Here is a 22585-nt window from a genome sequence, read left to right as displayed (position 1 = left end):
CGAAGCTTGTGAAGGGCTCGTGCAGACTGGCTGGATGCGTACGGAACTTGTCTCCGAGCCCGGCGATCCGAACCGCCCCAACGAGGACTTCGCGAGCGTCGCTCTACCCGCGTCCGGGCAGGGCGGCGTACTGATCGCCCTCGACGGAGTCACCCCGCCCCGCGGTCCGACGGGCTGTCCGCATTCCGTCCCCTGGTTCACGGCGCACCTCGGCGGGGCCCTGACCGAACTGGCCGTTTCGCTCATGGATGTTCCGTTGGCCGAGGTGCTGTCGCGGGCGATCTCGCGCACGGCGGAGGCCCACGGAGGGGGCTGTGACCTTTCTCACCCGCGTACGCCCCAGGCGACGGTGGTGATGGCGCGCTGGTCCCCGTCGAGGGTCGAGTACCTGGTCCTGTCGGACTCGGCACTGCTGGTGGAGGCCCCCGACGGCACGGTGACCCCGCATCTGGACGACCGCCTCTCCCGCCTCCCCCGCGCCTCCCTGGCCACGGACGCGCTGATCGACGCCAACCTCCGCAACAAGGAGGGCGGCTTCTTCACGGCGGCCGCGGATCCCGCGGTGGCGGCGCGGGCGGTGACGGGGGTGCTGCCCCGCGCCTCGGTCCGCACCCTGGTGGCCATGACGGACGGGGCGACCCGGTGGGTGGAGAAGTTCCGGGAGGGCGGCTGGGAGGACTCCTTCCGGTTCGTCCGGAAGGAAGGGGCACGGGCACTCGTGGAACGCGTACGGGACCTGGAGCGAGGAGACGCACAGGCGCGCGCGTTTCTGGGCCGGAGCAAGACGCACGACGACGCGACGGTGGTGTACGCGGAACTGGACCGGGCGCCGGGCTCGCCGTGGGGTGCGGGTTTCCGCCGGCCCTAGGGGACGGGCCGGGAGGCTCCGCCAGACGGACGGTGACCGGTCCAGTGGGCGAGTGGGCGAGTGGCCGAGTGGCCGAGTGGCCGAGTGGCCGACGGGGTGACGGCCGGATGACCTACGGAGTAGATGCCGCGTCAGGGCGCCGCCGACGGACTGGTCGCCGCCGGGCCGCCGAGAACGAGGGCGCGACGGAGACTGGGCGCCGTACAGGATGCGGGCGCGTCGTACGACGGGCGCCGTGCAGAACGACGGCGCGTCCGAGACCGGGCGCCGTGCAGACCGAGGGCGCGTCGGAGACCGGAACGCGGCAGAGAACGCGGCTCGGCAGAGAACGAGGGCGCGACGGAGACCGGGCGCCGTACAGGATGCGGGCCCGTCGTACGACGGGCGCCGTGCAGAACGACGGCGCGTCCGAGACCGGGCGCCGTGCAGACCGAGGGCGCGTCGGAGACCGGAACGCGGCAGAGAACGCGGCTCGGCAGAGAACGCGGCTCGGCAGAGAACGAGGGCGCGACGGAGACCGGGCGCCGTACAGGATGCGGGCCCGTCGTACGACGGGCGCCGTGCAGACCGAGGGCGCGGCGGACGCCGGAACGCGGCAGAGAACGCGGCTCGGCAGAGAGCGAGGGCGGGTCGGCGAAGACCGTCACGCGCGACGGACGCCGCGCCACAGCAGACGCCGGAATGGAGTGGAGACCAGGGCGCGGCGGAAACCCGGAACGCCACAGAGAACGCGGCTCGCACAGGACCCGCACGCGACGGACGGCGCAGCACAGCAGACAGCGGAGCGGAGTGGAGAGCAGGGCGCGGCGGACACCGGCGCCGCTGAGACCGCAGCTCGGCGGAATCCCTGGCGCTGCGAAGACACAGACACGGACACGGACACGACGGGCGTGGCGGATCCGCCCGGCGCGGAGACGAACCGGGACGCGGTGGCTACCTCTCCATCCCCCGGTTGAGCTGGTGCAGCAGTCGGGCCAGTTCGATGACCTCGTCGGAGTCCCAGTGCGCCAGTCGGCCCGCGTACCGGGCCCGCCGTGCGTCCCGGACCCGCTTCACCCGGGAGCGGCCCTCCTCCGTGAGATCGACCAGCCAGGCACGGCCGTCCGCCGGATCGGGCTCGCGGGCGACCAGGCCCAGTTCCTCCAGGGCCCGCAGCTGGCGCGACATCGTGGCCTTGCCGACGCCGATGTAGCCGGCCAGCTCGGTGGCACGCTGACGGCCGCATTCATCCAGACGGACGAGCAGGCCGTAGGCCGCCGTCTCCAGGTCGGGGTGGACCTCGCGGGCCATCTCCCCCTGGTTGGCCCGGGCACGTCGCAGCAGAACGGTCAACTCCCGTTCGAGAGCCAGGAATCCGGGTTGGTCCACACCGCCCGCTGACGCCTCGGCGCCACCCCTGTGCCCGCCGCCGTTTCCGTCTTCGTGCACGTCAGCCCCTGCCTCGGATTTCCCGGTCCTGAAAGTTTCCGCCAAATTGCGCCATTGCCGCAGCTCCGCAAGTATTTCGCAGGGCTGGACCAACGGCAGCCTCCGGTCCCCCTTCCCACCCCCTCGTCCCCGTACGTAGCGTCTTCACCGAGCAGCTGCTGGCATGCCCATGCCAGTTTCGGCAGGGCCCCGCATGTCCCCCCGACCCCCCACCGAGCATCACCGAGCCTTCGGAGGCACGCCATGCCCGTGCACAGACCCGGTCCGATACCCGCCCGGCGCCTCTTTCTCGTCGGACTCCTGCTCACCGCGTTCTCCGTGCTGCACCTCCCCGCCCCGGCCGCCGAAGCCTCCGAAGCACCCGGAGCGCGCGAGTCCGCCGAGGCCACCGCCACCCCGGCCCGCGGCTCCGCCCACATGGGAATGGGCGTCGTAGCGCATGACGGCCAGGGCGCTCTCCCCGCCGGCACCCGCGCCGCCCAGTCAGAGGGCGTCGACGTCGCCAGCTACCAGGGCAACGTCTCCTGGCCGACCCTGTGGAACAGCGGCGTCCGATGGGCGTACACCAAGGCGAGCGAGGGGACGTACTACACGAACCCGTACTTCGGCCAGCAGTACAGCGGCGCCTACGGCGTCGGAATGATCCGTGGCGCCTACCACTTCGCCACCCCCGACACCACGAGCGGCGCAACGCAGGCGAACTACTTCGTCGACCACGGCGGCGACTGGTCCCAGGACGGCAGGACGCTGCCCGGCGCGCTCGACATCGAGTGGAACCCGTACGGCGACGCCTGCTTCGACAAGAGCCAGAGCGCGATGGTCACCTGGATCCGTGACTTCCTGAACCAGTACAGGGCGCGGACCGGCCGGAACGCCGTCATCTACACGGCCACCAGCTGGTGGACCCAATGCACCGGCGACTACGGCGGCTTCGCCTCCGCCAACCCGCTGTGGATCGCGCGGTACGCGTCGACCGCGGGGACGCTCCCGGCGGGCTGGAGCACGTACGCGATGTGGCAGTACACCTCGACGGGACCGACGGTCGGCGACCACGACCGCTTCAACGGAGCGCTCGACCGGGTGCAGGCACTCGCCAACGGCTGACCGGTTCGCGGACACGTTCACGGACACCTGCACGGATACGGTGAAGACCCGGGCCTCCCTCACGAGAACCCGGGCCTTCACCTCATCCGGAGGCGCCCGTCACGCCGCCACCGGAACCTCCGGCACGGCCCCCTTCGTCGCCGGGGACAGCGCCAGCTCCAGGACCTGGCGGACGTCGGTGACGGCGTGGACGTCGAGCTTGTCCAGCACCTCCGCCGGGACGTCGTCCAGGTCGGCCTCGTTGCGCTTGGGGATGATCACGGTCGTCACCCCGGCGCGGTGCGCGGCGAGCAGCTTCTGCTTCACGCCGCCGATCGGCAGGACCCGGCCGGTCAGCGAGACCTCGCCGGTCATGGCCACGTCCGTACGGACCAGCCGTCCGGAGAGCAGCGAGGCCAGCGCCGTCGTCATGGTGACGCCCGCGCTCGGACCGTCCTTCGGGACCGAGCCCGCCGGGAAGTGGATGTGCACACCCCGGTCCTTCAGATCGCCCACCGGCAGTTCGAGCTCGGCGCCGTGCGAGCGGAGGAAGGACAGGGCGATCTGCGCGCTCTCCTTCATCACGTCACCCAGCTGGCCGGTCAGCGTCAGACCCGCCGCGCCCGTCTCCGGGTCGGCCAGCGACGCCTCGACGAAGAGCACGTCCCCGCCCGCTCCGGTGACCGCGAGTCCGGTCGCGACACCGGGGACCGCCGTACGGCGTTCCGCGGGGTCCTGGGCCGACTCGGGCACGTGGTGCGGACGGCCGATCAGACCGCGCAGTTCCTCGTCGGTGACGGTGAACGGCAGTTCCCGCTCGCCGAGTTCGTGCTGGGCCGCCACCTTGCGCAGCAGCCTCGCGACGGACCGCTCCAGGGTGCGGACGCCCGCCTCACGCGTGTACTCGCCGGCGAGCTTGCGCAGGGCGCTCTCGTCGATGACGACCTCGTCCGCCGCGAGCCCGGCCCGCTCCAGCTGGCGCGGCAGCAGGTGATCGCGGGCGATGACGATCTTCTCGTCCTCGGTGTAGCCGTCGAGGCGGACCAGCTCCATACGGTCGAGCAGGGCCTCCGGGATGGCCTCCAGGACGTTCGCCGTCGCCAGGAACACGACGTCGCTCAGGTCGAGTTCGACCTCCAGGTAGTGGTCGCGGAAGGTGTGGTTCTGCGCCGGGTCCAGGACCTCCAGGAGGGCCGCCGCGGGGTCGCCGCGGAAGTCGGAGCCCACCTTGTCGATCTCGTCGAGCAGGACCACCGGGTTCATCGACCCGGCCTCCTTGATCGCCCGTACGATCCGGCCGGGCAGCGCGCCGACGTACGTCCGCCGGTGTCCGCGGATCTCCGCCTCGTCCCGCACGCCGCCGAGGGCGACGCGGACGAACTTGCGGCCCATGGCGTGCGCGACGCTCTCGCCGAGGCTGGTCTTGCCGACACCGGGAGGGCCGACGAGGGCGAGCACGGCACCGCCGCGCCGGCCGCCCACGACCCCGAGCCCCCGGTCGTTGCGTCGCTTGCGGACCGCCAGGTACTCGGTGATCCGCTCCTTCACGTCCTCCAGGCCAGCGTGCTCGGCGTCGAGGACCGTCTTGGCTCCCTGGATGTCGTACGCGTCCTCGGTCCGCTCGTTCCACGGCAGTTCGAGGACGGTGTCCAGCCAGGTGCGGATCCAGGACCCCTCGGGCGACTGGTCGGAGGACCGCTCCAGCTTGTCGACCTCCTTGAGCGCGGCCTCCCGCACCTTCTCCGGCAGGTCCGCGGCCTCCACACGTGTGCGGTAGTCGTCGGACTCCTCGCCGTCCTGCTCGCCGTTGATCTCCCGCAGTTCCTTGCGTACGGCTTCCAGCTGACGGCGGAGCAGGAACTCCCGCTGCTGCTTGTCGACGCCTTCCTGGACGTCCTTGGCGATGGTCTCGGCGACGTCCTGCTCGGCGAGGTGGTCGCGCAGGTGTCCGGTGGCGAGCTTGAGGCGGGCGACCGGGTCGGCGGTCTCCAGCAGTTCCACCTTCTGCTCGGTCGTCAGGAACGGTGAGTAACCGGAGTTGTCGGCGAGCGCGGAGACGTCGTCGATGGCCTGGACCCGGTCCACGACCTGCCAGGCACCGCGCTTGCGCAGCCATGCGGTGGCGAGGGCCTTGTACTCGGTGACCAGTTCGGCGACATGACCGGGCAGCGGGTCGGGAACGGTCTCGTCGACCCTGGTCCCCTCGACCCAGAGGGCGGCGCCCGGGCCGGTCGTCCCGGCACCGATCCTCACCCGGCCCCGGCCGCGGATGAGGGCACCCGGGTCACCGTCGGCCAGCCGGCCGACCTGCTCGACGGTACCGAGCACACCGGTGCTCGCGTAGGTCCCGTCGAGGCGTGGCACCAGGAGGACCTTCGGCTTGCCGGGTTCCGAGCGGGCGGCGGCCTGAGCGGCCTCCACCGCGGCACGTACGTCGGCGTCGTTCAGGTCCAGCGGAACCACCATTCCGGGCAGCACGACCTCGTCGTCGAGCGGCAGCACAGGCAGAGTGAGCGGTGTGGACGTCGAAGCCATGATCTCCCCTTCGGCAGTCAAGTTGAGCTATGCCGACTCAATGCACGTGAGCCTCCGTATGTTCCCCACCCACCGCCCTGTTCGCTGTGGGCGATCACGACTGCCGAACTCGGCACTCCGGGGCCTATCTTGAAGCCGGGTAATAGGTGAAGCTCTCCATCAACCATTACTTCAACCATCACACAACTGCATCGGCCGATGCGAGGGAGTCTCATGGACGGGGTCGTACGGGCATGGGTGGACGGCTGGGTCGTGTCCCGCGGGGTCGCCCCGCCGGAGCGGGAACCGTGGGGGTTCACGGTCGACGTCGGCCTGATGGCGCAGGTGTCGCGGCACGTCTTCGAGGCCCTGGGCGCCGACGTGGACGAGGAGGTCGTACGCAAGGTGGCCGACGGGGTGACGGGGGCCGGGGTGTGGCTCAAGGTGTTCCAGGACCCGGAGGTGGTCGGGGCCTGGCTGGGCGAGGGCTGGTGGGTGGACCCGGAACCGGGCTACCTGATGACGATCCCCCTGACGACCACGCGGGCCGGGCGGACGGCACACCTGCCGACGACACGCACGGGCACCCCGAAGACCGAGCACGCCGGCGCTCCGACGACTGGACGCGCCGACGTCCAGGAGGCGGGACGGCCCGACTTCCCGGAGACCGGAGATACGGGCACTCCGGAGAGCGGGCCGACAGGTGACCCGGAGGCCGTGCGCACGCGCGCCGTGCAAGGGGCACGTACGGATGCGCCGGGAGCCGGGCACGCGGGCGTCCCGGAGACTCCGCAGACGGGCGCACCGGAAGCCGGACGTACGAACGCTGCGGAGGGCGCGCCCACGGATGTCCCGGAGGCCGGACATGCCGGCGTTCCGGGAACCGGACGCACGGACGCCACGGAGCCCGGACGGGCCGGCGTTCCGGTAGCCGGACTCACGAGTGTCCCGGACGGCTACCGGATGCGGGTGTGGTCCGTCGGTGGTGTCACGCGGCTGCTCGTCGCCGCGCCGGACGGCTCCCTCGCGGCGCGTGGCCAGGTGGCCCCGACGGGCGCGACCGCCGTCTTCGACCAGATCGAGACCGCGCCCGCGCATCGGCGCCGGGGTCTGGGCAGCATCGTCATGCGCACGCTCCAGGCCACGGCGGCCGCCGAGGGCGCGGAGACCGGCGTCCTCGCGGGAACGCCGGCGGGACGGGCGCTGTACGAGTCTCTGGGCTGGCATGTGGAAGCTCCGCTCACCAGTGCGAAGTTCGTGGGACCGGGCGCCGGGTGACCGTCCGTCGTCGCTTCACGGAAACCCGGAGGCGGCCCGGGACGGCCTCTGTCATGCTGCGCCGGTGATCGACCCGAGACCTTCGGATGCTCAGCGCCGGCCGCATGGCGGACAACGCCCGGCCGGCGCCCGGTCTTCCCGGCACCCTCGGACTCCGCCCCCTGGCGCACCGCGGACGGCGGCGCCCCAGGTGACCGCGAGGCACGACCCGGTCCTCGGTCGGTGGAAACCACTGCCCGCACCGGTCGAGGAGATCACCCGCGCGGGCGACAGCCGTGCACACGCGTGTGCACGGCCATGAGCCAGAACCACCGGACCACCACCACACCACCAACACACGGGGAACCCAGCAACGATGACCACAGCAGACATACAGCCCCTCCTCTCCGCCTACGACGACCAGATGCGCGGCGCTCCCCCCACCCCGCCCGCCGGGGTCACGTACGAGCAGGACGGTCCGCTGCTGCGGATCGTCGGCCAGTTCCGCGGGTTCGTGAGCGGGCCCCGGGACCTCGGCGTCGAGGGTGCGGCGCTCGACGACCTCATCGCCCGCCAGCGCGACTTCTTCGCCGCGCGCGGAGAGGCGCTGGAGTGGAAGACCCGGGCCCACGACACCCCGGCCGACCTCGCCGAACGGCTCCGCGCGGCCGGTTTCGTGCCCGAGGAGCGGGAGTCGGTGCTGATCGGGCGGGCCGCCGACATGGCCGTACGGGAGCCGGTACTGCCGGAGGGCGTCACCGTGCGCAGGGTCACGGCGGACGCGGACATGCGCCGGATCGCCGCGATGGAGTCGGCGGTGTGGGGCCAGGACTGGAGCTGGCTCGCCGACGACCTGTCCGGCCGGGTCGCCACCGCACCGGACGACATCGCGGTGTACGTGGCCGAGGCGGACGGTGAAGTGGTGTGCGCCGCCTGGCTGGTGTTCCGCGCGGGCACGGAGTTCGCGAGCCTGTGGGGCGGCTCCACGCTCGCCGAGTGGCGGGGCAGGGGCATCTACCGCGCCCTGGTCGCCGTACGCGCCGCCCTCGCCGCCGCCGGCGGGGTCACGTATCTGCACGTGGACGCGTCCGACGACAGCGCGCCCATCCTGCGCCGGCTCGGCTTCCACGCGGTGACCACGACGACGCCGTACGTCTGGACGCCACCGGGCCGCTGACGGCAGCGCGGGCAGCGCCACGGCGTCGCAGGACCGGGCGCGGCGGGCCTAGCGGGCCGGGAGGGGTTGGCGTGCGCGGTGCCACCGCCGGACCAGGGGCCAGGTCGCGACACCGATCGTGAGGGCGATCAGGTGGCCCCAGTCGGTCATCGGGTCGGTGAAGGCGATCAGGTCCGCCACCAGCACCCAGCCGAAGAGGGTGAGCAACGGCCAACGCAGCCACGGCCTGAGCAGCCCGGTCAGCGCGCCGAGGCTCGCGGCCACGCCGAAGCTGACGCCGTAGTCCAGGCGGTGCAGCGAGCTGGCGGGCAGGTGGCCGAGCAGCACCGCGAGGCCGATGGGCACCTCGGTGGCGAGCGTCGCGCCCATGTGCCCGAGGAGGAAGACACCGGCCGTGCGCACTCCCCCGATCCGTCGCTCCAGGGCGGTGAGGACGAACAGCAGGGCGATGGCGTACGGCGAGAGGATTCCCCCGGCGATCCACAGCGCGCTGGCCGTCAGCGCCAGCACGGGCGTCCGCACGAGGTGCGCGACATCGGTGCTGGAGCCCTGGTGCAGGGTGTGCACCAGGGCGGGGTCCAGGTGCGCGGCGACGAGCGAGACGGCGGCCAGGACGGCGCCGTAGCCGAAGGTGAACGGTGTGCCGGTGGGGGTGGGAAGCAGCCGCCGGAGGCGGGAGACGCGGAGTCGGGGGCGGGCAACCGGAACGCTCACCGCTGTCCGTACAGCCGCAGCCTCCGCGACGGCCGTCTGCGCAGCCTCCGCCCGGCCCTGCTGCCTGGGCATCCCGTCGAGCAGCGCCGCCGCATCCGGAAAGCACGCATCCGGTGCGGGCGGGGCCGAAGCGGGCGCGGTCGCGTCGGACGGAGCTGTCGGCACGGTCCGTTCCAAGGTGAGGTGCCCCTTCCGTTTCACCCCAGCCTTCGCGCCCGACCCACCGGCTGTCTGTGACCGACGCCACCTCGCACCCGATTCACAGGTACTTCTCAAGAACTACGGCCCAAGGCGCCACAACTGCCAGGATGGGCCGATGCCCACCTCGTACGACATCCCCGAAGTCCTGGACCGTCGCGAGGGCCCGTACGGAGAGGTCGTCCTGCGGCGCCACGGCGAGTTGCTCCAGATCATCGCCAACGGCTGTTTCCTGATGGACACTTCGGACGGCCGCTCCGAGCGCAGGCTCGTGGACGCGGCGCTCGGCGCACTCGACGACCGCCCGGATCCGCACGTCCTCATCGGCGGCCTCGGCGTCGGCTTCTCGCTCGCACACGCCGCCGCGAATCCCCGCTGGGGCCGCATCACCGTCGTGGAGCGGGAGCCGGCCATCGTCGACTGGCACCGCGCGGGCGGGCCCCTTTCGGCGCTGTCCGCGGAGGCGCTCGCCGATCCCCGGACGAACATTCTGGAAACGGATGTAGTCGGATTCGTCAATGAGACATGCGCCACTTTCGACGCGCTGTGCCTCGACATCGACAACGGACCCGACTGGACGGTCACGGAGGGCAACGGCGGACTCTACGCGCGTGCCGGACTCACAAGTTGCGCAAGGGTGTTGAAGCCGGGCGGAGTACTCGCCGTGTGGTCCGCCCAGCCCTCTGCGGAATTTGAGGTATCCCTAGCAAATGCCGGGTTCCAGCAGGTACGTACCGAGGAGATCCCCGTTGCCCGGGGCGTACCCGACGTCGTCCATCTCGCCGTCCGACCTGGATAGCAAAGCTGTGATGACTCCCCGTACTCTGCTTCCCTACGCCGATCATTCAAGCGTCAATCGCAGTCATGCGCAGACAAGGAATCACCCCACATGGTTCCGGAAAGCACTCCCCAGGGGCGGGCGATGGAGCAGACACACACCTCCCACAACGGTTCGACGGCCACTCCGGGCGCACAGCGCCGGGTCCTGGTCGTCGAGGACGATCCGACGATCGTCGACGCCATCGCGACCCGCCTGCGCGCCGAGGGATTCCTCGTGCAAACGGCGGTCGACGGTCCGTCGGCGGTGGACACCGCAGAGGCCTGGCAGCCGGACCTGCTGATCCTCGACATCATGCTGCCCGGCTTCGACGGTCTGGAGGTCTGCCGCCGTGTGCAGGCCGCCCGTCCGGTGCCGGTGATGATGCTCACCGCGCGGGACGACGAGACCGACATGCTGGTCGGGCTCGGCGTCGGCGCCGACGACTACATGACCAAGCCGTTCTCGATGCGCGAGCTGGCCGCGCGCGTGCACGTCCTGCTGCGGCGGGTGGAGCGGGCCGCGCTGGCCGCGGCCACACCGCGCTCCGGCATCCTGCGCCTCGGCGAACTGGAGATCGACCACGCACAGCGCCGGGTGCGGGTCCGCTCGGAGGACGTGCACCTGACGCCCACCGAGTTCGACCTCCTGGTGTGCCTGGCGAACACCCCGCGCGCGGTGCTCTCCCGTGAGCAGCTGCTCGCCGAGGTGTGGGACTGGGCGGACGCCTCCGGCACCCGCACCGTCGACAGCCACATCAAGGCCCTGCGCCGGAAGATCGGTGCCGAGCGGATCCGCACGGTGCACGGCGTGGGCTACGCCCTGGAGACCCCAACGCCATGAGCGACGGTCCGGCCGGCCGGAGAAGCCCCAGGGAACCCTGGGGCGGCGTGAGCCCGTTCTCGATCAAGACCAAGCTGGGCGCGCTGGTCGTCATCGCGGTCCTCATCACCACCGGGCTGATGATGATCGCGATGCGCACAGCCACCGAGCTGCGCTTCATCACGGTCTTCTCGATGATCGCCACACTGCTGATTACGCAGTTCGTGGCGCATTCGCTCACCGCGCCCCTGGACGACATGAACGCCGTCGCCCGGTCCATCTCGCACGGCGACTACACCCGCCGGGTCCGTGAGAACCGCCGGGACGAGCTGGGCGACCTGGCCCAGACGATCAACCGCATGGCGGACGACCTGGAGGCCCAGGAACGCCAGCGCAAGGAACTTGTGGCAAATGTCTCCCACGAGCTGCGCACACCCATCGCGGGCCTGCGCGCGGTGCTGGAGAACATCGTCGACGGGTTCACCCAGGCCGACCCCGAGACCATGCGCACGGCCCTGAAACAGACCGAGCGGCTCGGCCGGCTGGTGGAGACGCTGCTGGACCTGTCCCGGCTGGACAACGGCGTCGTACCGCTGAAGAAGCGCCGTTTCGAGGTGTGGCCGTACCTGTCGGGCGTGCTGAAGGAGGCCAACATGGTCGCCACCGCGCGCGCGGGCATCGCGTCCGGGTCCGGCAGCCACACCCGCAACGACGTCCATCTGCACCTCGACGTGTCCCCGCCGGAGCTGACCGCGCACGCCGACCCGGAGCGCATCCACCAGGTCGTCGCCAACCTCATCGACAACGCGGTCAAGCACAGCCCGCCGCACGGCCGGGTGACGGTGAAGGCGCGGCGCGGGGCCCTGCCCGAGTCGCTGCAGCTGGAGGTGCTCGACGAGGGCCCCGGCATTCCGCGCTCGGAGTGGCACCGCGTCTTCGAGCGGTTCAACCGCGGGCAGGTCCGGCGGCCGCACGGTCCGGGCAGCGACGGCGGCACCGGACTGGGGCTCGCGATCGCGCGCTGGGCCGTGGATCTGCACGGCGGCCGGATCGGAGTGGCCGAATCCGAGCGGGGCTGCAGGATTCTTGTCACCCTGCCGGGACTTCCCTCTCTGCCAAGTTGACGTAAAGTTCGAAGCGGAGCCACAAGATCCACCTCTGTTCCGCGCTGACGGACACGTGTGATCAGGCAGAGGGCCGCGCCGCCGTCGCGAGGAGCCCCGCCGGGCCCGTCCTTCAGTGCTGCCTCACCGTGCGGAACCCCGCTTGTTTCCCGCCATTTCCAGCCGCGAAACCCGCTCTTTCATGTGACTTACACGACGATGGACCGACCCGGCCTGACCTTCGCGGTCTTGGGGGCGTAGCCTTTATTCCCGCTGTCCATCACCTTGTGAGAAGCGGAAGAGGGCGGTTGCCGCCGTGTCGCCACAGTCCCCCAGTAACTCGAGCATCTCGACCGACGCAGACCAAGCGGGCAAGAACCCCGCTGCCGCGTTCGGCCCGAACGAGTGGCTCGTCGACGAGATTTATCAGCAGTACCTCCAGGACCCGAATTCGGTAGACCGAGCCTGGTGGGACTTCTTTGCCGACTACAAGCCCGGGGCAGCTGGCGCCCCGGCTACGGCGGGTACTGCGGCCGCGGGGGCCGCAGGGACCACCTCCCCAGCGGCTCCGGCGCCGTCTGCGGCTCCCGCCGCCCCGGCTCCCGCCGCCCCGGCTCCCGCGCCGGCTCCGGCCGCCAAGCCCGCCGCAGCGGCTCCTGCCCCCGCCAAGGCCGCTGCTCCGGCCGCCGCCCCGGCACCGGCCGCCAAGCCGGCCGCCGCGAAGCCCGCCGCCACCGGTGGCTCCGCCGCGGAGGGCCCGGAGTTCGTGACCCTGCGCGGTCCCGCCGCCGCGGTCGCGAAGAACATGAACGCCTCCATCGAGGTCCCCACGGCCACGTCCGTGCGCGCGGTCCCGGTGAAGCTTCTGTTCGACAACCGCATCGTCATCAACAACCACCTGAAGCGCGCCCGGGGCGGGAAGATCTCCTTCACCCACCTCATCGGCTACGCGATGGTGCAGGCCATCAAGGCCATGCCGTCGATGAACTACTCCTTCGTGGAGAAGGACGGCAAGCCGACCCTGGTCAAGCCGGAGCACATCAACTTCGGCCTCGCCATCGACCTGGTGAAGCCCAACGGCGACCGCCAGCTGGTCGTCGCGGGCATCAAGAAGGCCGAGACGCTGAACTTCTTCGAGTTCTGGCAGGCCTACGAGGACATCGTCCGCCGCGCCCGTGACGGCAAGCTGACGATGGACGACTTCTCGGGCGTCACGGTCTCCCTGACGAACCCGGGCGGCCTCGGCACCGTCCACTCGGTCCCGCGTCTGATGCCCGGCCAGTCGGTCATCATGGGCGTCGGCTCGATGGACTACCCGGCGGAGTTCCAGGGCACCTCCCAGGACACCCTGAACAAGCTCGGCATCTCGAAGGTCATGACGCTCACGTCGACCTACGACCACCGGGTCATCCAGGGCGCCGCCTCCGGCGAGTTCCTGCGCGTCGTCGCCAACTACCTCCTCGGCGAGAACGGCTTCTACGACGAGATCTTCGAGGCGCTGCGCATCCCCTACGAGCCGGTCCGCTGGCTCAAGGACATCGACGCCAGCCACGACGACGACGTCACCAAGGCCGCCCGCGTCTTCGAGCTGATCCACTCCTACCGGGTCCGCGGCCACGTCATGGCCGACACCGACCCGCTGGAGTACCGCCAGCGCAAGCACCCCGACCTGGACATCACCGAGCACGGCCTCACCCTGTGGGACCTGGAGCGGGAGTTCGCGGTCGGCGGCTTCGCCGGCAAGTCCCTGATGAAGCTGCGCGACATCCTCGGCGTGCTGCGCGACTCGTACTGCCGCACCACCGGCGTCGAGTTCATGCACATCCAGGACCCGAAGCAGCGCAGGTGGATCCAGGACCGCATCGAGCGCTCGCACACCAAGCCGGAGCGCGAGGAGCAGCTGCGCATCCTGCGCCGGCTGAACGCCGCGGAGGCCTTCGAGACCTTCCTGCAGACGAAGTACGTCGGCCAGAAGCGGTTCTCCCTGGAGGGCGGCGAGTCCGTCATCCCGCTGCTCGACGCGGTGCTGGACTCGGCCGCCGAGTCCCGCCTGGACGAGGTCGTCATCGGCATGGCCCACCGCGGCCGGCTGAACGTCCTGGCGAACATCGTCGGCAAGTCGTACGCCCAGATCTTCCGCGAGTTCGAGGGCAACCTCGACCCGAAGTCGATGCACGGCTCCGGCGACGTCAAGTACCACCTGGGCGCCGAGGGCACCTTCACGGGCCTGGACGGCGAGCAGATCAAGGTCTCGCTGGCCGCGAACCCCTCCCACCTGGAGACGGTCGACCCGGTCATCGAGGGCATCGTCCGCGCCAAGCAGGACATCATCAACAAGGGCGGCACGGACTTCACGGTCCTGCCGGTCGCCCTGCACGGTGACGCGGCCTTCGCGGGCCAGGGCGTGGTGGCCGAGACCCTGAACATGTCGCAGCTGCGGGGTTACCGCACCGGCGGCACGGTCCACATCGTCATCAACAACCAGGTCGGCTTCACGGCCGCCCCGGAGTCCTCGCGTTCGTCGATGTACGCGACGGACGTGGCGAGGATGATCGAGGCCCCGATCTTCCACGTGAACGGCGACGACCCGGAGGCCGTGGTCCGCGTCGCGCGGCTCGCCTTCGAGTTCCGCCAGGCGTTCAACAAGGACGTGGTGATCGACCTCATCTGCTACCGCCGCCGCGGTCACAACGAGTCGGACAACCCGGCCTTCACCCAGCCGCTGATGTACGACCTGATCGACAAGAAGCGCTCGGTGCGCAAGCTGTACACCGAGTCCCTCATCGGTCGCGGCGACATCACCCTGGAAGAGGCCGAGCAGGCGCTCCAGGACTACCAGGGCCAGCTGGAGAAGGTCTTCACGGAGGTCCGCGAGGCCGTCACGGCCCAGCCGGCCGCCGGGCCCGTCTCGGACCCGCAGGCCGAGTTCCCGGTCGCCGTGAGCACCGCGATCTCCTCGGAGGTCGTGAAGCGGATCGCCGAGTCCCAGGTCAACATCCCCGACACCTTCCACGTCCACCCGCGTCTGCTGCCGCAGCTGCAGCGCCGGGCGTCGATGGTCGAGGACGGCACGATCGACTGGGGCATGGGCGAGACCCTGGCCGTCGGCTCGCTGCTGCTGGAGGGCACCCCGGTCCGCCTGTCGGGCCAGGACTCCCAGCGCGGCACGTTCGGCCAGCGTCACGCGGTCCTCATCAACCGTGAGACGGGCGAGGAGCACACCCCGCTCCAGTACCTCGCCGAGGAGCAGGCCCGCTACAACGTCTACAACTCCCTGCTCTCCGAGTACGCGGTCATGGGCTTCGAGTACGGCTACTCGCTGGCCCGGCCCGACGCGCTCGTGCTGTGGGAGGCGCAGTTCGGCGACTTCGTCAACGGCGCGCAGACGATCGTCGACGAGTACATCTCGGCGGCGGAGCAGAAGTGGGGCCAGACGTCCGGCGTCACGCTCCTGCTCCCGCACGGCTACGAGGGCCAGGGCCCGGACCACTCCTCGGCCCGCGTCGAGCGCTTCCTCCAGCTGTGCGCGCAGAACAACATGACGGTCGCGATGCCGACCCTCCCGTCGAACTACTTCCACCTCCTGCGGTGGCAGGTGCACAACCCGCACCACAAGCCGCTGGTGGTCTTCACCCCGAAGTCGATGCTGCGCCTCAAGGCCGCCGCGTCGAAGACGGAGGAGTTCACCTCGGGTCAGTTCCGCCCGGTCATCGGCGACTCGACGGTCGACGCGGCAGCGGTCAAGAAGGTCGTCTTCTGCAGCGGCAAGGTCTACTACGACCTCGACGGCGAGCGTCAGAAGCGCGGTATCACGGACACGGCGATCATCCGCATCGAGCGTCTGTACCCCCTCCCGGGTGCCGAGATCCAGGCCGAGATCGCCAAGTACCCGAACGCCGAGAAGTACCTGTGGGCCCAGGAGGAGCCGGCGAACCAGGGCGCATGGCCCTTCATCGCGCTCAACCTGATCGACCACCTGGACCTCGCGGTCGGCGCGGACGTTCCGCACGGAGAGCGGCTGCGGCGCATCTCGCGCCCGCACGGCTCCTCCCCGGCCGTCGGTTCCGCGAAGCGGCACCAGGCGGAGCAGGAGCAGCTGGTGCGCGAGGTGTTCGAGGCGTGAGCCGCTGAAACCCGCCTGACCTGTGGGCCCGTTCCCGAGCGACTGGGGGACGGGCCCACAGTGCCACCCGGCTCCGCCGCCCGCGTCTAGGCTGGTGGCAGCCCTTCCACCCCTCCATCCCCCACGCAGGAGAGCAGCACCATGTACTTCACCGACCGCGGCATCGAGGAACTGGAGAAGCGGCGCGGCGAGGAATCGGTCACGTTCGAGTGGCTCGCCGAGCAGTTGCGGACGTTCGTCGACCTCAACCCGGACTTCGAGGTACCGGTGGAGCGACTGGCGACGTGGCTGGCCCGGCTGGACGACGACGAGGACGAGTAGGGCCAGGTGCTCGGGTGGCGGCGGCCTACTGGTAGCAGCCACCGGTGCACAGCACGGTGACCGTGCCGAGCTCGCGGGCCGCTGCGGAGATGCTGTGGGTGACGGCCGTGGGGGTCTTGCTGGTCTCCCAGGGCATGGGCGCGGCCACGGCCGCGGGCCCGAGAGCGGTGAGGGCAGCGGTGGCCACGAACACGACGGCCAGGGCACGCGTGCGCAGATGCATCTGAACTCCTTTACCGACCGGTTGGGTTCGGCCGGCGGCGCCTGTTCCGGAGACCCCGCCGAGGCCGGCCGCCAGTCTCACCGCGCGGGTCACCCCCGGCCAAGGTCCCCGACTCGGGGTTCGGTACATCTCCCTACGATCGCCCCGACCGGCGGACCGTGTTCCGCCGCTCGGCACCGGTCGCGGGGCGGGTGTACCGCGAGGTGACTCCGGAAGTCGTCGTCGACAAACGGCTCCCGCCCTCGCGCGCCCAGCCGGCCCGTCCCTCCCCCGGGCACGACCGCCTTCGGACTTTGCGAGGGCGTCCGGGATCAGTCACTACGGAGGGGGTCCGGATGCGTCCCGGCTCAGTCCCGCAGGCGCATCGCGTCTCCGGCCCCCGGACGGGTCCGGTAGCAGGCCCTGCAGACCCAGCAGTCACCCGTCTCGTCCCGGTTCCACTCCCGTCGGCGCATCCAGGCTCAGTCACGCGGGTGTGTCAGGCCGTACGCCGCTCCCAGCGCCCCGTGCGCCAGCAGAAGCGCCCCCGCGGTGAGCCAGCCGCCGCTGCGGTGCCGTAGGCCCCAGGCGACCAGCGGAAGGCCTGCCGCCATCTGGGCGAGGGTCAGGCCCGGCCAGGGAAGCCAGGGAATCGGGCGGCGGCCCGCCACGGCCCGGAGGTCGCTGGGAACCGGCTCCGGTCCGCCATCCCACTCAACCGCCCTGGCGTCCGGCCGGACGCGGGCGGTCTCGCTGAGGCGGTCGGCGGGTTCGCCGGGAGTGAGGCCGGCGGGCAGCATCACGCCCACGCGCGCAAGGACCGCCAGCAGGCCGCGCAGTCGGGCGCGGGCGTCTGACGCGGGGTCGGCTCTCGTCAGGGGGTCGAGGGACTGGACGTCCAGAACCGGGTCGAGAGCCAGGCGGGCCGCGAAGGTACGCATCGCCTCGTCCTCGCCGGCCGGGGTGCCGTTGGCGAGCCAGACGTAGCCGACGGTGCGGCGGAAGCCGGACGCGAGGGTGTAGCCGCTGCGGTCGGCGTCCCACCACAGCGCGAGGACGGGCCAGGGAGCACCGACGGCCAGGGCGGTGGCCCAGCCGGTGAGGACGCGGTCGACCGGCTCCTCGCCTGACAGCCAGGGCCCACCCTGCGGTACCAGGACGCTCCAGCCCTCGCCCGCGCTCAGGAGCAGCATGCGCTCGCGCAACAACCGGGCGGCGGGGGCGACGGAGTCCGGCCCGGCCCTGCAGAGCAGCAGGGCACCGGGGGCGGGACCGGCGCGACCGGTACGGGAAGCGGCTTCCGAGGGCATGGTCACACGCTAGGACGTTTCCCGACGATTAGTCATATTTAGCACTCGGGCATCCCCAGGACGAGTGTCTTGACTTTCGAGAGCCACGATATATCGTGAATTGCAGGAGACGCGATATGGCGCGTTGCTACGGGGAGGTCTGCACCATGTCCGAGTGGTCCGTCACTGAGCCCAGGAAGCTCACCTTCGACGAGCCGGTCCGAGAACTTCACGTGCGCATCGTCAACGGAACGGTGAACGTGGTGGGCACGGAAGAAGGTTCCGCGCGCCTGGAGGTCTCCGAGATCGAGGGGCCGCCCCTGATCGTCACCCAGGAGGAGGGAACCCTCACGGTGGCGTACGAGGACCTGCCCTGGAAGGGCTTCCTCAAGTGGCTCGACCGCAAGGGCTGGCGGCGCAGCGCGGTCGTCTCCCTGGCCGTGCCGGCCGAGACCCGCGTCGAGGTGGGCGTGGTCAGCGCCGGGGCCGTGGTGTCCGGGCTGCGCGGGCCGTCGGTGGTGAAGGGGGTCAACGGCGACACGACTCTCGTCGGCCTCTCCGGCACCGTCCGCGCCGACACCGTCTCCGGGAACCTGGAGGCCCAGGCCGTCACCGGCGACCTGCGGTTCAACTCGGTGTCGGGGGATCTCACGGTCGTGGAGGGCTCCGGTCCCTCCGTGCGGGCCGACTCCGTCAGCGGCTCGATGATCGTCGACCTCGATCCGGACGGCCCCACCGACGTACGGCTGACCAGCGTCTCGGGCGAGATCGCCATCCGGCTGCCCCAGCCCGCGGACGCGGAGGTGGAGGCCAACACCGCGAGCGGGACGATCTCCAACGCCTTCGAGGGCCTGCGCGTGCACGGCCAGTGGGGCGCCCACAAGATCACCGGCCGCCTCGGCGCCGGTACCGGCAAACTCCGCGCGACCACAGTCTCCGGCTCGATCGCCCTTCTGCGCCGCCCGCCCAGGGAGGACGAGGAGGAGCCGTGGGAGAAGGCGGACCGCACAGGTGCCGAACCCGCCTCCGCCGAGGCGGCGGACACCGGTGCCCCGGTGGACGGCGGACACAGCACCCCGGGGGAAAATGACGTTTCCGGCCGGGCCGACGGCCCCGATCCGACCGACGCTCCGACACGCGATCTGAACCGCGACCCGGCCGACGGCACGACCGACAAGAAGGTGCTCTGACATGCCCCCCGTCTTCGCCCACGGCCGCCTCCGTCTCTACCTGCTGAAGCTGCTGGACGAGGCCCCGCGCCACGGCTACGAGGTGATCCGGCTCCTGGAGGAGCGCTTCCAGGGCCTGTACGCCCCCTCGGCGGGCACCGTGTACCCCCGGCTGGCCAAGCTGGAGACCGAGGGTCTGGTCACCCACACCACCGAGGGCGGCCGCAAGGTGTACGCCATCACGGACGCGGGCCGCGCCGAACTGGCCGACCGCGGGGGTGAACTGGCCGACCTGGAGCTGGAGATCCGTGATTCGGTCGCCGAGCTCGCCGCCGAGATCCGGGCCGATGTGCGCGGCGCGGCAGGCGATCTGCGGCGCGAGATGAAGGCCGCCGCCACCGAGGCCCGCCAGGGCAGCGGCGCCAAGAGCGGCGGCGAACACGAGGGCCCCTTCGGGGACTTCACGGAGTTCGGCGACAAGGAGGCGTGGCGTACCGCCAAGGAGGAGATGCGCCGCGTCAAGCAGGAGTGGAAGGAGCAGGCCCGGCGCGCCAAGGACGAGAGCCGCCGCGCCCGGGAGGAGGCCCAGCGGGCCCGCCGACAGGCCAAGGAGGCCCAGGACCGGGCCCGGGAGCAGGCGCAGGAGGAGGTGCAGCGCATCGCACGGCGGGTCCAGGAGCAGGTGCAGGACCACTTCGCCCGCGGCGACTGGCCGACCGGGGTGCGCGAGGGACTGACCGAACTGGCCAAGGAGTTCGGCGAGTTCGGGAAGGACTACGGCAAGGAGTTCGGGAAGGACTTCGGCTTCGGCCGGGGCGGCGCGAGGTCCGAGAAGGCCGAGGGGACGGCACCCGGCACCGAGTACTCCCACACCCCGCAGGACTTCCCCGCCGAGTACGAGCCGTCCTGGGCCCACGAGGACCCGACCGGGGACCCGGCCCGCGACCTGGACCGCCTGCTCGACCGCTTCCGCGACGACATCCGCGACGCGGCCCGCGACCACGGCATCACGGCCGGCCAGCTCCGTGACGCCCGCAGCCACCTGTCGACGGCGGCGGCCCACATAGGAGCACTGCTACGAGCCCCGAAGGCATGAGCCGCGCCGCCTCCGGCAGTACGCCGCCCCCGGCCCGGCCGTACTGCCGGGCCGGGCGCCCCGCCTTCGCAGAGGGTTCGCAGCGCCCCGTCACCCTCGAATAGGGCCCCGACCCTTCCCGGCCCCCGCTCAGCCTGCCTGCGCCGCTTCACCGCCGTCCAGGACACGGACGACCGCCTCGTACGTCACCCCGTGATCGGCGAGGACCTCCGCGGGCACGCCCGGCCTGGCCGTCAGGGCCAGCAGGAAGTGCTCGTCGCCGACATGGCGGTCACGCCGGGCCACGGCGACGCGGAGAGCCTTCTCCAGGATCTCCTTGGCGCCCCGCCCGAAGGTACGCCGCCCGGACCGCCATCCCCGGTCCTTGCGCTCGCCTGACATCGCTCCGACCCCGTGCACCTCCTCGACCCGGGCGACGATCTCGGAGACGTCGATCCCGAGCCCGGCCAGCGCCTCGGCCTCCGCCTGCGACAGGCCTGCCCGCCGTCGCGCCTCACCCAACGCCTCCCGGACCGCGTCCCCACGTCCGGCGAGACCGAGGGCGGCCAGCGCGAAGGAGGCCCGGCCGGTCTCCCGGTCCAGCAGCGCGAGCAGCAGGTGCTCCGCGTCCACGGCCTCCGCGCCCATCTCCTCGGCGTGCCCGGCCGCACCCACGACCACCGCGCGGGCATCCTTCGTGAACCGCTCGAACATCAATGCCTCCCGTACTTCTTGTGCACGGCCTGCCTGCTCACTCCGAGTTCCGCGGCGATCTCCTGCCACGACCAGCCCTGATGGCGCGCGCTGCGCACCTGCACCGACTCCAGTTGCTCCAGCAGCCTGCGCAGTGCGGCGACGGCACGCAGTCCGACCCGGGGATCACGATCACCCGCGCGCTCGGCGAGATCCGTTGCTTCGGTCATGACGTCAACTTACGTTGACACCACGCGAACGTCAACCACAGTTGACAAACATTGACGGCCGACCCGTTCCCGGGCCGGCCGTCAACAAGAAGAAAGGAGGTTAGCGGTTCGTGAGCACGACCTTCCCGAACTGCTCACCCGACTCGACACGTTGGAAGCCCTCGCGGGCGCGGTCCATAGGCAGCACCTCGTCGATGACGGGTCGCACCCCCGTGGCGGCGCAGAACGCCAGCAGATCCTCCAGCTCGTCCTTGGTCCCCATGGTCGACCCCACGACCTTGAGCTCCAGGAAGAAGATCCGGGTCAGTTCGGCGTGCGGGGGACGGTCGCCGCTCGTGGCACCGGAGATGACCAGCGTGCCACCCGGCTTGAGCGACTTCACGGAGTGCGACCAGGTGGCCGCGCCCACGGTCTCGATGACGGCGTCCACCCGCTGCGGCAGCCGCGCGCCCGGCTCCACGGCCTCGACGGCCCCCAGCTCCAGCGCGCGCTTGCGCCTGGCCTCGTCCCGGCTGGTGGCGAAGACCCGCAGCCCGGCGGCCTTCCCCAGCACGATCGCGGCAGTGGCGACACCACCGCCGGCGCCCTGCACGAGCACGGAGTCGCCGGGCCTGACCCCCGCGTTGGTGAAGAGCATCCGGTACGCCGTCAGCCAGGCCGTCGGCAGACAGGCGGCCTCCGCGAACGACAGTTCCTTCGGCTTGGGAAGGACGTTCCAGGTCGGCACGGCCACTTGCTCGGCGAACGTCCCCTGATAGCGCTCGGTGAGGATGGAGCGGGGCTCCCTGGGACCGACCCCGTGCCCGCTCTGCCCGATGACGGAGTGCAGGACGACCTCATTGCCGTCCTCGTCGACACCGGCGGCGTCACAGCCGAGGATCATCGGCAGCTTGTCCTCTGCGAGGCCCACGCCACGCAGGGACCACAGGTCGTGGTGGTTGAGGGAGGCGGCCTTGACGTCGACGACACTCCAGCCGGGGCGGGCTTCGGGGGCCGGGCGCTCCCCCAACTCCAGTCCGGAGAGCGGGTCGTCGCGGTCGATTCGGGCGGCGTAGACAGCGAACATGACCTTGACGATAGGGTCCGTCGGCGACCCGGGGGAACAGGGCAGCGTTGTGACACACGCCCTCTTGCGGAACCGGCCTCCTCTCGCCGTGCCTCGCGATGCCGTACGGCGGGTGCTGGTCCACTGTGGCCGGTCGCGCAGTTCCCCGCGCCCCTGGGGGAGTTGGGGGCACCCGCGTGCGGGGGGACTGTGCCGCATGCTGCTGGTCTGCGGCTGCGGGTCCGTTGTGGCCGGTCGCGCAGTTCCCTGCGCCCCTGAAAGCAGGTGGGTGCATGCGGCGTACGCCACGATGGGTGGTTGGCCGCCGACGGCGTGAAGGGGGCGGGGTGGGGAGTGTCCGCCCGCAGCGGCCGGCGTCCGGAACCGAGCACTGCTCAAGCAACCGAGCCGCCGGACCGAGGACGGACACCCCCCACCCCGCCCCCGACCCACCCAC

18 protein-coding genes and 1 pseudogene are annotated in these 22585 nt (G+C 71.2%); 11 read left to right on the top strand and 8 right to left on the bottom strand.

Annotated elements, in window-relative coordinates; translation table 11 throughout:
- Positions 1-34 precede the first annotated feature (34 nt).
- Positions 35-868: a protein phosphatase 2C domain-containing protein gene (locus ACZ48Z_RS29165; RefSeq protein ID WP_468738858.1), complete on the top strand. Its 834-nt coding sequence runs from the start codon at positions 35-37 to the stop codon at positions 866-868.
- Positions 869-1801: 933 nt separating this feature from the next.
- Here the strand turns inward: ACZ48Z_RS29165 and ACZ48Z_RS29160 are convergent.
- The gene (locus ACZ48Z_RS29160) at positions 1802-2296 is read right to left on the bottom strand and encodes a MarR family winged helix-turn-helix transcriptional regulator (protein ID WP_468738857.1); all 495 of its coding nucleotides are present in this window, start codon (positions 2294-2296) and stop codon (positions 1802-1804) included.
- Between the two features lie 243 nt (positions 2297-2539).
- Between ACZ48Z_RS29160 and ACZ48Z_RS29155 the strand changes: the two genes are divergently transcribed.
- Positions 2540-3400, top strand: coding sequence for a lysozyme (locus tag ACZ48Z_RS29155; protein WP_468738856.1), 861 nt, complete (start codon positions 2540-2542; stop codon positions 3398-3400).
- A gap of 99 nt (positions 3401-3499) precedes the next feature.
- Here ACZ48Z_RS29155 and lon read toward each other — a convergent pair whose 3' ends face one another.
- Positions 3500-5914, bottom strand: a complete 2415-nt coding sequence (gene lon / locus ACZ48Z_RS29150; RefSeq protein WP_468738855.1) for an endopeptidase La — start codon at positions 5912-5914, stop codon at positions 3500-3502.
- A gap of 921 nt (positions 5915-6835) precedes the next feature.
- On the opposite strand from lon, the pseudogene ACZ48Z_RS29145 reads away from it, so the two are divergent.
- Together ACZ48Z_RS29145 and ACZ48Z_RS29140 are read left to right on the top strand one after the other, a co-directional pair.
- Positions 6836-7171 (top strand): annotated as a pseudogene (locus ACZ48Z_RS29145) (GNAT family N-acetyltransferase); the annotation flags it as partial.
- Positions 7172-7526: 355 nt separating this feature from the next.
- Entirely contained in the window at positions 7527-8327 is an 801-nt protein-coding gene (locus tag ACZ48Z_RS29140; protein ID WP_468738854.1) for a GNAT family N-acetyltransferase, read from the top strand.
- A gap of 48 nt (positions 8328-8375) precedes the next feature.
- Here ACZ48Z_RS29140 and ACZ48Z_RS29135 read toward each other — a convergent pair whose 3' ends face one another.
- Positions 8376-9218, bottom strand: coding sequence for a rhomboid-like protein (locus tag ACZ48Z_RS29135; RefSeq protein ID WP_468738853.1), 843 nt, complete (start codon positions 9216-9218; stop codon positions 8376-8378).
- 139 nt (positions 9219-9357) lie between these two features.
- Between ACZ48Z_RS29135 and ACZ48Z_RS29130 the strand changes: the two genes are divergently transcribed.
- The 5 genes from ACZ48Z_RS29130 to ACZ48Z_RS29110 all read left to right on the top strand — a co-directional run bounded on the left by ACZ48Z_RS29130 (position 9358) and on the right by ACZ48Z_RS29110 (position 16425).
- On the top strand, positions 9358-10038 hold the full coding sequence (locus ACZ48Z_RS29130) for a spermine/spermidine synthase domain-containing protein (protein WP_468738852.1): 681 nt from the start codon (positions 9358-9360) through the stop codon (positions 10036-10038).
- A gap of 123 nt (positions 10039-10161) precedes the next feature.
- A complete protein-coding gene (locus ACZ48Z_RS29125) occupies positions 10162-10899 on the top strand; it encodes a response regulator transcription factor (protein ID WP_031038660.1) in 738 nt (245 codons plus the stop codon).
- Complete coding sequence (locus ACZ48Z_RS29120; protein ID WP_468738851.1) at positions 10896-12002, top strand: HAMP domain-containing sensor histidine kinase; 1107 nt, start codon at positions 10896-10898, stop codon at positions 12000-12002. The genes ACZ48Z_RS29125 and ACZ48Z_RS29120 overlap by 4 nt, the downstream gene beginning before the upstream one ends.
- A gap of 295 nt (positions 12003-12297) precedes the next feature.
- Entirely contained in the window at positions 12298-16104 is a 3807-nt protein-coding gene (locus ACZ48Z_RS29115) for a multifunctional oxoglutarate decarboxylase/oxoglutarate dehydrogenase thiamine pyrophosphate-binding subunit/dihydrolipoyllysine-residue succinyltransferase subunit (RefSeq protein WP_468738850.1), read from the top strand.
- A 141-nt stretch (positions 16105-16245) separates the two neighbouring features.
- Complete coding sequence (locus tag ACZ48Z_RS29110; protein WP_468738849.1) at positions 16246-16425, top strand: DUF6104 family protein; 180 nt, start codon at positions 16246-16248, stop codon at positions 16423-16425.
- Between the two features lie 25 nt (positions 16426-16450).
- Here ACZ48Z_RS29110 and ACZ48Z_RS29105 read toward each other — a convergent pair whose 3' ends face one another.
- Positions 16451-16648 carry a hypothetical protein gene (locus tag ACZ48Z_RS29105; RefSeq protein WP_468738848.1) on the bottom strand — a complete coding sequence of 66 codons (198 nt, stop codon included), beginning with the start codon at positions 16646-16648 and terminating at the stop codon, positions 16451-16453.
- A 461-nt stretch (positions 16649-17109) separates the two neighbouring features.
- Positions 17110-17937 (bottom strand): hypothetical protein, encoded by an 828-nt coding sequence (locus ACZ48Z_RS29100; RefSeq protein WP_468738847.1) that lies wholly within the window; start codon positions 17935-17937, stop codon positions 17110-17112.
- A 146-nt stretch (positions 17938-18083) separates the two neighbouring features.
- On the opposite strand from ACZ48Z_RS29100, the gene ACZ48Z_RS29095 reads away from it, so the two are divergent.
- Complete coding sequence (locus ACZ48Z_RS29095; RefSeq protein ID WP_468738846.1) at positions 18084-19106, top strand: DUF4097 family beta strand repeat-containing protein; 1023 nt, start codon at positions 18084-18086, stop codon at positions 19104-19106.
- A gap of 1 nt (position 19107) precedes the next feature.
- Positions 19108-20181, top strand: a complete 1074-nt coding sequence (locus ACZ48Z_RS29090) for a PadR family transcriptional regulator (protein ID WP_468738845.1) — start codon at positions 19108-19110, stop codon at positions 20179-20181.
- A 129-nt stretch (positions 20182-20310) separates the two neighbouring features.
- Here the strand turns inward: ACZ48Z_RS29090 and ACZ48Z_RS29085 are convergent, their stop codons facing one another.
- From ACZ48Z_RS29085 to ACZ48Z_RS29075, 3 genes are all read right to left on the bottom strand, one after another.
- Positions 20311-20874, bottom strand: coding sequence for a Clp protease N-terminal domain-containing protein (locus ACZ48Z_RS29085; RefSeq protein WP_468738844.1), 564 nt, complete (start codon positions 20872-20874; stop codon positions 20311-20313).
- Positions 20874-21083 carry a helix-turn-helix domain-containing protein gene (locus tag ACZ48Z_RS29080; protein WP_013000766.1) on the bottom strand — a complete coding sequence of 70 codons (210 nt, stop codon included), beginning with the start codon at positions 21081-21083 and terminating at the stop codon, positions 20874-20876. The genes ACZ48Z_RS29085 and ACZ48Z_RS29080 overlap by 1 nt, the downstream gene beginning before the upstream one ends.
- Before the next feature lie 100 nt (positions 21084-21183).
- Entirely contained in the window at positions 21184-22149 is a 966-nt protein-coding gene (locus ACZ48Z_RS29075; protein WP_468738843.1) for a zinc-binding dehydrogenase, read from the bottom strand.
- Positions 22150-22585 lie beyond the last annotated feature (436 nt).

Source organism: Streptomyces sp. NPDC031225, from assembly GCF_055570355.1.
The sequence above is the reverse complement of the archived record's forward strand: the minus strand, read 5'-3'. Positions and strand labels throughout refer to the sequence as shown.

Bases quoted from the DNA above. Each gene is read 5' to 3' on its own strand.
- ACZ48Z_RS29165 (WP_468738858.1), top strand. From the start codon at position 35: ATGCGTACGGAACTTGTCTCCGAGCCCGGCGATCCGAACCGCCCCAAC.
- ACZ48Z_RS29155 (WP_468738856.1), top strand. From the start codon at position 2,540: ATGCCCGTGCACAGACCCGGTCCGATACCCGCCCGGCGCCTCTTTCTC.
- lon (WP_468738855.1), bottom strand. From the start codon at position 5,914: ATGGCTTCGACGTCCACACCGCTCACTCTGCCTGTGCTGCCGCTCGAC.
- ACZ48Z_RS29140 (WP_468738854.1), top strand. From the start codon at position 7,527: ATGACCACAGCAGACATACAGCCCCTCCTCTCCGCCTACGACGACCAG.
- ACZ48Z_RS29130 (WP_468738852.1), top strand. From the start codon at position 9,358: ATGCCCACCTCGTACGACATCCCCGAAGTCCTGGACCGTCGCGAGGGC.
- ACZ48Z_RS29125 (WP_031038660.1), top strand. From the start codon at position 10,162: ATGGAGCAGACACACACCTCCCACAACGGTTCGACGGCCACTCCGGGC.
- ACZ48Z_RS29120 (WP_468738851.1), top strand. From the start codon at position 10,896: ATGAGCGACGGTCCGGCCGGCCGGAGAAGCCCCAGGGAACCCTGGGGC.
- ACZ48Z_RS29110 (WP_468738849.1), top strand. From the start codon at position 16,246: ATGTACTTCACCGACCGCGGCATCGAGGAACTGGAGAAGCGGCGCGGC.
- ACZ48Z_RS29105 (WP_468738848.1), bottom strand. From the start codon at position 16,648: ATGCATCTGCGCACGCGTGCCCTGGCCGTCGTGTTCGTGGCCACCGCT.
- ACZ48Z_RS29100 (WP_468738847.1), bottom strand. From the start codon at position 17,937: ATGCCCTCGGAAGCCGCTTCCCGTACCGGTCGCGCCGGTCCCGCCCCC.
- ACZ48Z_RS29095 (WP_468738846.1), top strand. From the start codon at position 18,084: ATGTCCGAGTGGTCCGTCACTGAGCCCAGGAAGCTCACCTTCGACGAG.
- ACZ48Z_RS29090 (WP_468738845.1), top strand. From the start codon at position 19,108: ATGCCCCCCGTCTTCGCCCACGGCCGCCTCCGTCTCTACCTGCTGAAG.
- ACZ48Z_RS29085 (WP_468738844.1), bottom strand. From the start codon at position 20,874: ATGTTCGAGCGGTTCACGAAGGATGCCCGCGCGGTGGTCGTGGGTGCG.
- ACZ48Z_RS29080 (WP_013000766.1), bottom strand. From the start codon at position 21,083: ATGACCGAAGCAACGGATCTCGCCGAGCGCGCGGGTGATCGTGATCCC.
- ACZ48Z_RS29075 (WP_468738843.1), bottom strand. From the start codon at position 22,149: ATGTTCGCTGTCTACGCCGCCCGAATCGACCGCGACGACCCGCTCTCC.